Genomic DNA, 6,927 nt, shown 5'->3' on the forward strand with positions numbered 1-6,927 from the left:
TATTCAATTTCCCAGTACCTGCCGACTTTGTCTGATTTCCGCCAATCTTTGCTGAAGTGGTCGCAACGACCGGGCGCAGGCCAAATTGCTCCCGGTCAAATCTTGCGCGAGTACCAGGAGTCTCGCGTCCGAATCGGATTGCGCACCTGGTCACGCGGATCCCGAGTCAGCCGCGCTGGAGATGCATATGCCGCAGTGTTGCCGAGCATGGCGGCCAAGCGATCCCGGGCGATAATGGCCGCGGCGACTCGGTCGGGCTGGTGCTGGCCGGCGTGCCAGGTGACCGCTTGCAGCTCCATCGTAAACAGCTGGTGGCCGTGGACGACACATCGGCCGGTCTCGACGTCCGAGCGCAGGCCAATCGAGCGCACGACGGCATCGCCGGTGCCGCGCCACATATGCACTCGGAAAGGTTGTGGTGCCTCAGGATTCGCGCTTTCAGCGCGGAGCTGTTTCCATGCTTCGAGCACGGTGCGCCGGTAGGTGGTGGGGGCGGTATAGCCTTCGACGGCGATCTCGTGCGCCCCGGTCTCGAGGGCCAGTTCGACTGCGCGGGTCGCCCATTCGTTCGAGGTGAGTCGTGCCGACCAGTCATGGGTCAGCACGATGCGGCCGTCGGTGGTGATGCCCGCGGCGATGATGCCGGCCTCGTCGCCCTGGCCGGTGTCGGCGGGGTCGACGGCGACAATACGTACGGCGAAGTCCGGCCGCACGGCGATGCGGTGATCGTCGAACCATTCCTGTTCGAACAGGCCACCTTTCAGCGGGCGCGGTGAGCCCTGATACATCGCGAACCAGACCCGGGCCGGACTGTGCTCACGGATCTTCGGCCAGTCCTGATCGCGCGGTGATTCCAACAGCTCGCCGGGCGCGCGGTCGAGGGAGTCCAGCACGCCGTCTTCGGCGATGGCCGGGAAGTTGAGCACGCGCCACTCCCCGGGCATGCGCTGTTGGAGGTAGGCGAGGGCGTCGTGCTCGTTCCAGCGTGTGGAGATGGCGACGATCGGGGCATCGGCGCCGAGGCGCTGCAGGGCGACCGAGTCCAGCCAGGAGTTCACGCGGCGGCGCACCGCGGCGCTGTCGGCGTCTTCCATCGACGCGTAGAGGTCGTCGAGGAGCAGGTAGTCGGCGGGTATTCCGGCCAGGGCGGTGCCGACGCCGCACGCGGTGAGCGATCCCTTGTGTCCGCGTAGCCGCCAGAACTTCGCGGCGCTGGCGGTCCGCGGAACAGCGAGGCCGAGCCGGTCCGGCAGCGGCTCGCCGGTCTCGGCCCGGGCGGTGGATCCGAAAGCCTGGATCAGATTGCGGATTTCGGTCGAGTGCTTGAGGGCGAGGTGCTCGGCGTGGGTGGCGATGATGATCCGCCAGTTCGGTTGGCGCAGCATGGCTCGCAGGGTTCCGGCGATCGCGACGCGCTGGGATTTGCCGGTCTGCGACGGCATCGAGACCATCAGCCGTGCGGCGGGGGTGCTGAATGCCCATTCGAGGTTCTCGTCGATCAACTGCAACGCGGGGGTTTGGCGGACGTGAGGGTCGAGGTGCTGGGCGAGCGCGCCGGCAGCCGGGTAGTCGCGCACGCAACGCAGACGGGTGATTTCGCGCCGCAGGAACGCCTCGTTCGCCGCAGTCTGCATGAGCGGCGCGCCCATCAGAACAGGGTGAGCTGGTCGGGATCGACGGGACGGCGCCGCAGCCGCGGTCGGGGCCGGTTGGTGCCGAGGTATTTCCGGTAGGTGCGGGTCCGATGCTCCTCTTGGTGACATCGGGTGCGAAGGTTGCGGATCTGGTCGACCGCGGTAACCAGTTGCGCGCGGACCCGGGTGGTGGATTGTTCGCAGTTGCTGAGGGCGCTCTGGCACCAGCGGTCGAGGGACTCGATGCGGTCGGCGTGAGCGTGCGCGCGGGCATCGGCGACGATCCATCGGCTGGTCATGATGGTCAGCGGATCGGCGCGTAGGTACCGGATCTTGCGGACGCGACATCCGACCCGGGTGGCAATCTCGTCCGCGGTCAGGCCCTGGGCGGTGAGGTGGGCAACCAGCCAGCACTGATCGGGATGGGCCAATTCGAGGAGGCGGACACCGCCCGCCAGCGCGGCGTCGACGAGCAGCGAATCCGGCTCCCACGGAGACGTGTTGCCATCGGGGACGGGCCGCAGGACGGCTGCCGCAATCACCGTCGGCCGCCGGGCTCGAGCGCGGCGGGCGGCAGTTGCTGCTGCAGGGCAACGTATTCGGCGAGTGAGGCCCGAAATTCGTCGGGGGTCATACGCGGGCCGTCAGCGCCCGGGCCTTCGCGGTTGAGGCCGTGCAGCTTGTTGATCGAGTCCATGACGCGCAGCACGATGGCGGCGGCTTTGTCGTCCGGCGGCATGAGGTCACCGTCTTCGTCGTGGGCGGTGCCGACCGCGGCGGGCCACCAGGCGCGCAGCAGGGCGAGGTAGCGCTGGTCCTGGACGGTTCGGTATTCGTCGGCGGTTTCGGATTCCCACCGGTCGAGCAGAGCGCCGACGGCCTTGCGGACCCCGGCTTCGGTTTTCCAGTCGGTTTGGTCGCAGATGGATTGCCAGGTGTGGCCTTCGATACGGAGCTGGAGGGCGTGGATGCTGCGGGCGCGTTGGTCGGTGCGGTGATAGTTGACCACGCCTTCACCTCCCTGCCTGCACAATTCGCCTACGTCGTTCATAGTACGTCGTAGGCAATTTGCTTGGTGTTATCTGGCGGTGCTTGCAGGAATGGCTATTTCGGTCTAGCCGGTCCGGATGGCGGCGAGCCGTTCGGTTGCCGTGGTTGCGTAGGCGGGGACGCCTTCGATGCCGAGGAATCGCCGTCCTTCGAGGTGGGCGGCGACGCCGGTGGTGCCGCTGCCGGCGAACGGGTCGAGGATTCGGCCGCCGGTGGGGACGGTGCGCGCGAGGTCGCACATCAGCTCGACTGGTTTGGCGGTGATGTGTTGGCGGTGGCGGCCTTTCGGGCTGCCGTAGGTGTAGACGCCGGGCAGGCAGGGTGGCCGGTGGTCGGGGTCGAGTTGGCCGTGAGAGGCCCAGAGGATGTATTCGGATTCGTTGCGGAACCCGGGGTTGGGTCTGGAGTTCGTTTTGCGCCACACGACGATTCCGCGCCACCGCCAGCCAGCGACCTGCAGTGCGTCGCTGAGGGCCGGGAGTTGTCTCCAGTCGGTGAAGACGAGGGCCTGGCCGCCGGGGCGGATCAGGCGCAGGGCCTCGGTCAACCAGATCGACGCCCAGATGGTGAAGCTGCGTTGGTCGCGTTGGTCGGGGAAGTCTGGCATGGCTCTGCCGCTGGCCGAGTCCGTCGACACATATTTCTGCACCGCGCTGCGGGTGGTGCGGTCGGTGGATGCGGTGCCGCCGGAGCAGTAGGGCGGATCGGTGATCAGCGCGTCGAACGAGGCGGAGGGCAGGTCGCGCATGACGGTGAGCGCTTCGCCGCAGATGATTTGCTCGGACATTTCCCGAGCGTAGCTCGAACGACCTGCGGAAACGCCCGCAGTCAAGATCGTCAGGCGGGGAGTAGTCGCGGTCGCGTCTACGAGCGTCGGGCCTCGGCGGCTACTTCGTCAGCGAGAGCGGACAGTGCTGCAGCCGCGGCCGACACCTCGGTGAGCTTGTCCGGCGACAGCTTCACCAGGGTCGCGCGGGCCTTGGCGAGGTCGCCGCGCATCATCCAACCGAAGGCCCCTTGCGCTGTCATGGTTCCGGCTGCGGCGGTCGCCGACTCGCGAAGGCGCTGCAGCGCGGCGTCGAGGCGCTCGCCGGGGGTGGGGTCGTCCATGGTTCATCCTGTCCGAGGTATGGGGTGTCACCAGTTGGCGCAGGGCCCGCACCATGGCGGGCCCTCGCCGTGGGTCAGCTGAGTTGCTGGCGCAGCACCTGACCGTATTCGTCGACGCGGATGCTGGCACGGTGTTCTTTCTGCACGATGGCCAGGACCAACCACACCGGCGACCAGGTGAAGCAGGTGACCAGGGTGAGGATGAGGTGCAGGGTGTGGTTCGGTGTGGAGCCGGTCACGATGACGGCGTTGAGATCGGTTTGCGATTCGACCCGGCCGCCGCGGGCGACTTCGGTGGCGAGCGCGACAGCCAGGGCTTGCCGCCGTTGGTTCATCGACATAGGCGACAGCGGTGGGACCGGTTCCAGGTGCGGCGCGGGGTCGGGGGCGGGGGAGTGGGATTCGGTCATCGTGAATTCCTTCGATCGGGGAACGCTGGCTCGCGGGTCCGGGCGTCCCCTCTGCGCCCGGCGAGCAAATCTGTTGGGGTGACAAGGGTTTCGTTCAGGTTCAGCGGAGGCGCCAGTCGACCTCGGGCCATTCGGCCGCAGCGGTGACCGGGCGGTCCAGCTGTTCGTCGAGGAACTCGGCGACCAGTTGCCGGGAGATGGTGGCGGCACGGTCCGCGGGCAGGGTGCCGCACAGTTCTGTCGCGTCGGCCGCGAAGGCGGGCAGGTCGGTGGGGGAGTAGTGGCCGCCGCCGCGGATAGTGGCGAGCCGGAATATTCCGGTTCTGTTGTGGCCGAACTGGATCCAGCTGGCGTGGACCATGTCGCCATAGGCCAGAACGAGCACGGGACGGTCGAGCCCGCGGTGCTCGACACCGGTCGTGCCCGGCCAGCTCGCCGACCCGTCGAGCACGACACCGGCACGTATGCGCGGATCGGCCTGCATCGCCGCCACCGTGGTGTAGCCGCCGTAGGAATGACCCATGGCCACGATGCGGGATGGGTCGGCGTGGTCGGCGGCCACCGGGAGGTCGAGCAGGTGATCGAGGACCAGGCGGGCGTCGGCGACGCGGAGCTCGAGGGCGGACCGCATGTAGTCCGGATCGTCGCTGCGCGGCACCGTGCCGGTTACGATCGCGCGGTCCGCGAGCTCGACGGCCGGAGATTCGCCGGTGTGGTCGATGACGATCGCGAGGTAGCCGCGGCTGGCGAGATCCGCTGCGGCGCCGGAGAGGATCCAGCGCGGTGTGCCCAGGCCTGGCGACAGGATCGCGACCGGCAGCCGGTCGAGCCCCGGGGCGACGGTCGCGTTCTGGACGGCGGGTGCGGCCGATGTCGCCATCGGCACCGCTGCGGCCGGAGTGTGCATCCACCGCGCCGCGTCGGCCGAGACGCGCAGCGCGTTCGGCGAACTGGACGCCGGAACATAGCGTGCGGGCGGGGCCGATCCGGCAGCCGGGTACCAGATCGACGTCATGATCGTGCGGGCACCGGCGCTGATCGCGGTATCGGTGCGACCGACGGTGTGCGATCCGGTGGGCGCGGCGATCGGCGTGCCCGCGCGTCCAGCGAGTTGGCAGATGCCGGCGACGTTCGGGCACAGCGGCTCAGGGACGTCGGCTAGGGCAGGTCCTATGGAAATGAGAATGGCCGCGGCGGGCGTCGCCCAGATCAGACGAGCGCGGCTCATATGGTGCCGTCCTTCACGGTCGCGGGTCGGCCGCTGGTCGACGGTGCGGGTCTGGGTGGCGTGGAAAGCCCGAGCTGCTGACACATGATCAGCTGCTGCTCTTTGAATTCGATTCGCATCGTGGTTTTTTCGGCCGCGTGCTCCTCCCGCATCTCCCGCACCATGTCCATGACCTGCTGGTGGGCAGCGGCAAGGGCTTCGGCGTGGCGGGCGTGCAGCTCCTGCACCCGCTCGCGGCCCTTGTCGAGTTCGGCATCGAGCATGGTTTGCAGCTCCCGGGCCCACCCCTTGGCGGACTCGGTTTCCCGGACAGCGGCATCGCGTTCGGCTTCCGCACGGGCCGCACGCTCGGTCGCGGTGTCGAGCTGAGTCAGCAACTCGGCCAGCTGCGCATCGCGCAATCCAATCGCCTCGGTGATCTCGCGTTCGCAGTCGGCGGTGATTTGCTCGGCGCGCGCGATAGCCTCGTCTCGCTCGGCGGTCGCTTCATCCGCCGCGCCCTCGGCCAGCTTGCGGGCCAACACGGCGTCGTCACGCTCGGCCTGCAGCAGCACGGCCTGTCGCTCGGCGCGGGCCTGCGCTGCCTGCGCCTGGGCCACCTGCAGGCGCGCTTCGGACCGAAGGTGCTCTACCTCGGCCGCCAGCGCTTGCGGATCGGTGATATCGGCGATCAGATCGCGGGCGTCGGCCACGGCCGCGGCGAACCGGCCCTCCAACTCGGGCAGCAGCGCAATCAACTCCCCGAGCGCCTGCACACCGCTGGTAACCGGGGTCGAACTCGGTTCCGGCGCGGACTCAGCAGCTTTCGCCGCGGCCTTCGCGGCAGCCTTATCAAGTTTGCGACGCTCGTCGTACGCGCGGGAATAGGTGTGCAGAGGGTTGTCACAGAAGCTCGACGGCCGTCCCGGACGGCCTGTCCGGTCCACCACCTGCCGCGTACATCCCGGGAACGCACACAGGTGCTGATCGTGCCCGGCCGGAACCACCTTCAGCATGTCGAAACCCCTTGCCGCGTAACGTTATTTCCTCGGATTTCCTCGGCCGCCGAGGAAATGAGGTCCGAGGAAAGGAACGGCACCGGATCGCCACCAAGGCGTCCGATACCGGACGCTGAGGGATGGACTACGCCATGATCCGGGAGAAGGTACGGACGTCGTGACGGCCGTCGGGAGATGGCGCGCGAGTCGACCGCGGGGCGCGTCTCACAGGCAGCGCCCCGGGGGCCAGGAGAGTTGGGCGGGTTGGGCATCGAAGCCTCCACCGAGTTCGGGGGATGGCAGCGCGGCCGGTGCCGCGATGCGGTTCAATGTCCATACCGCCCGAATGCGCCCCGGTCACGCTGATTGCTGGGGGTATCGTCCAATGACTGTGGTTATTTGTCAATAGCCGGTATATTGGTTGCGTGACGGAGAACACCCGTGCGGCCCGACGTGAACGCCTCGATATCGCTGCTCAGCTGCGATGGGTCATCTACGCCCGCAAGTCCGGGCCCGGC

The 6,927-nt window shown here is 68.1% G+C and carries 8 protein-coding genes; all 8 read right to left on the reverse strand.

From position 1 onward, the window contains the following. Positions 1 to 95: 95 nt before the first annotated feature. The 8 genes from NDR87_RS26495 to NDR87_RS26530 all read right to left on the reverse strand — a co-directional run bounded on the left by NDR87_RS26495 (position 96) and on the right by NDR87_RS26530 (position 6,427). The gene (locus NDR87_RS26495) at positions 96 to 1,649 is read right to left on the reverse strand and encodes a hypothetical protein (protein WP_251912917.1); all 1,554 of its coding nucleotides are present in this window, start codon (positions 1,647 to 1,649) and stop codon (positions 96 to 98) included. Further along, entirely contained in the window at positions 1,649 to 2,176 is a 528-nt protein-coding gene (locus NDR87_RS26500) for a hypothetical protein (RefSeq protein ID WP_251912919.1), read from the reverse strand. Before NDR87_RS26500 ends, NDR87_RS26495 begins: the two co-directional genes overlap by 1 nt. Further along, positions 2,173 to 2,643, reverse strand: a complete 471-nt coding sequence (locus NDR87_RS26505) for a hypothetical protein (RefSeq protein ID WP_251912920.1) — start codon at positions 2,641 to 2,643, stop codon at positions 2,173 to 2,175. The genes NDR87_RS26500 and NDR87_RS26505 overlap by 4 nt, the downstream gene beginning before the upstream one ends. Positions 2,644 to 2,748: 105 nt before the next feature. Then, complete coding sequence (locus tag NDR87_RS26510; RefSeq protein WP_251912921.1) at positions 2,749 to 3,516, reverse strand: site-specific DNA-methyltransferase; 768 nt, start codon at positions 3,514 to 3,516, stop codon at positions 2,749 to 2,751. A 32-nt stretch (positions 3,517 to 3,548) separates the two neighbouring features. Continuing rightward, positions 3,549 to 3,794: a hypothetical protein gene (locus NDR87_RS26515; RefSeq protein WP_251912922.1), complete on the reverse strand. Its 246-nt coding sequence runs from the start codon at positions 3,792 to 3,794 to the stop codon at positions 3,549 to 3,551. Between the two features lie 74 nt (positions 3,795 to 3,868). After that, entirely contained in the window at positions 3,869 to 4,204 is a 336-nt protein-coding gene (locus NDR87_RS26520; protein ID WP_251912923.1) for a hypothetical protein, read from the reverse strand. 100 nt (positions 4,205 to 4,304) lie between these two features. Next, positions 4,305 to 5,432: a prolyl oligopeptidase family serine peptidase gene (locus NDR87_RS26525; RefSeq protein WP_251912924.1), complete on the reverse strand. Its 1,128-nt coding sequence runs from the start codon at positions 5,430 to 5,432 to the stop codon at positions 4,305 to 4,307. Beyond that, positions 5,429 to 6,427 (reverse strand): hypothetical protein, encoded by a 999-nt coding sequence (locus tag NDR87_RS26530; protein ID WP_251912925.1) that lies wholly within the window; start codon positions 6,425 to 6,427, stop codon positions 5,429 to 5,431. The genes NDR87_RS26525 and NDR87_RS26530 overlap by 4 nt, the downstream gene beginning before the upstream one ends. Between the last annotated feature and the right edge of the window lie 500 nt (positions 6,428 to 6,927).

It is taken from the genome of Nocardia sp. CDC159, assembly GCF_023740735.1.
In the GTDB taxonomy this organism is placed as follows: Bacteria; Actinomycetota; Actinomycetes; order Mycobacteriales; family Mycobacteriaceae; genus Nocardia; species Nocardia pulmonis.

Bases quoted from the DNA above. Each gene is read 5' to 3' on its own strand.
- NDR87_RS26530 (WP_251912925.1), bottom strand. From the start codon at position 6,427: ATGCTGAAGGTGGTTCCGGCCGGGCACGATCAGCACCTGTGTGCGTTC.
- NDR87_RS26495 (WP_251912917.1), bottom strand. From the start codon at position 1,649: ATGGGCGCGCCGCTCATGCAGACTGCGGCGAACGAGGCGTTCCTGCGG.
- NDR87_RS26520 (WP_251912923.1), bottom strand. From the start codon at position 4,204: ATGACCGAATCCCACTCCCCCGCCCCCGACCCCGCGCCGCACCTGGAA.
- NDR87_RS26525 (WP_251912924.1), bottom strand. From the start codon at position 5,432: ATGAGCCGCGCTCGTCTGATCTGGGCGACGCCCGCCGCGGCCATTCTC.
- NDR87_RS26515 (WP_251912922.1), bottom strand. From the start codon at position 3,794: ATGGACGACCCCACCCCCGGCGAGCGCCTCGACGCCGCGCTGCAGCGC.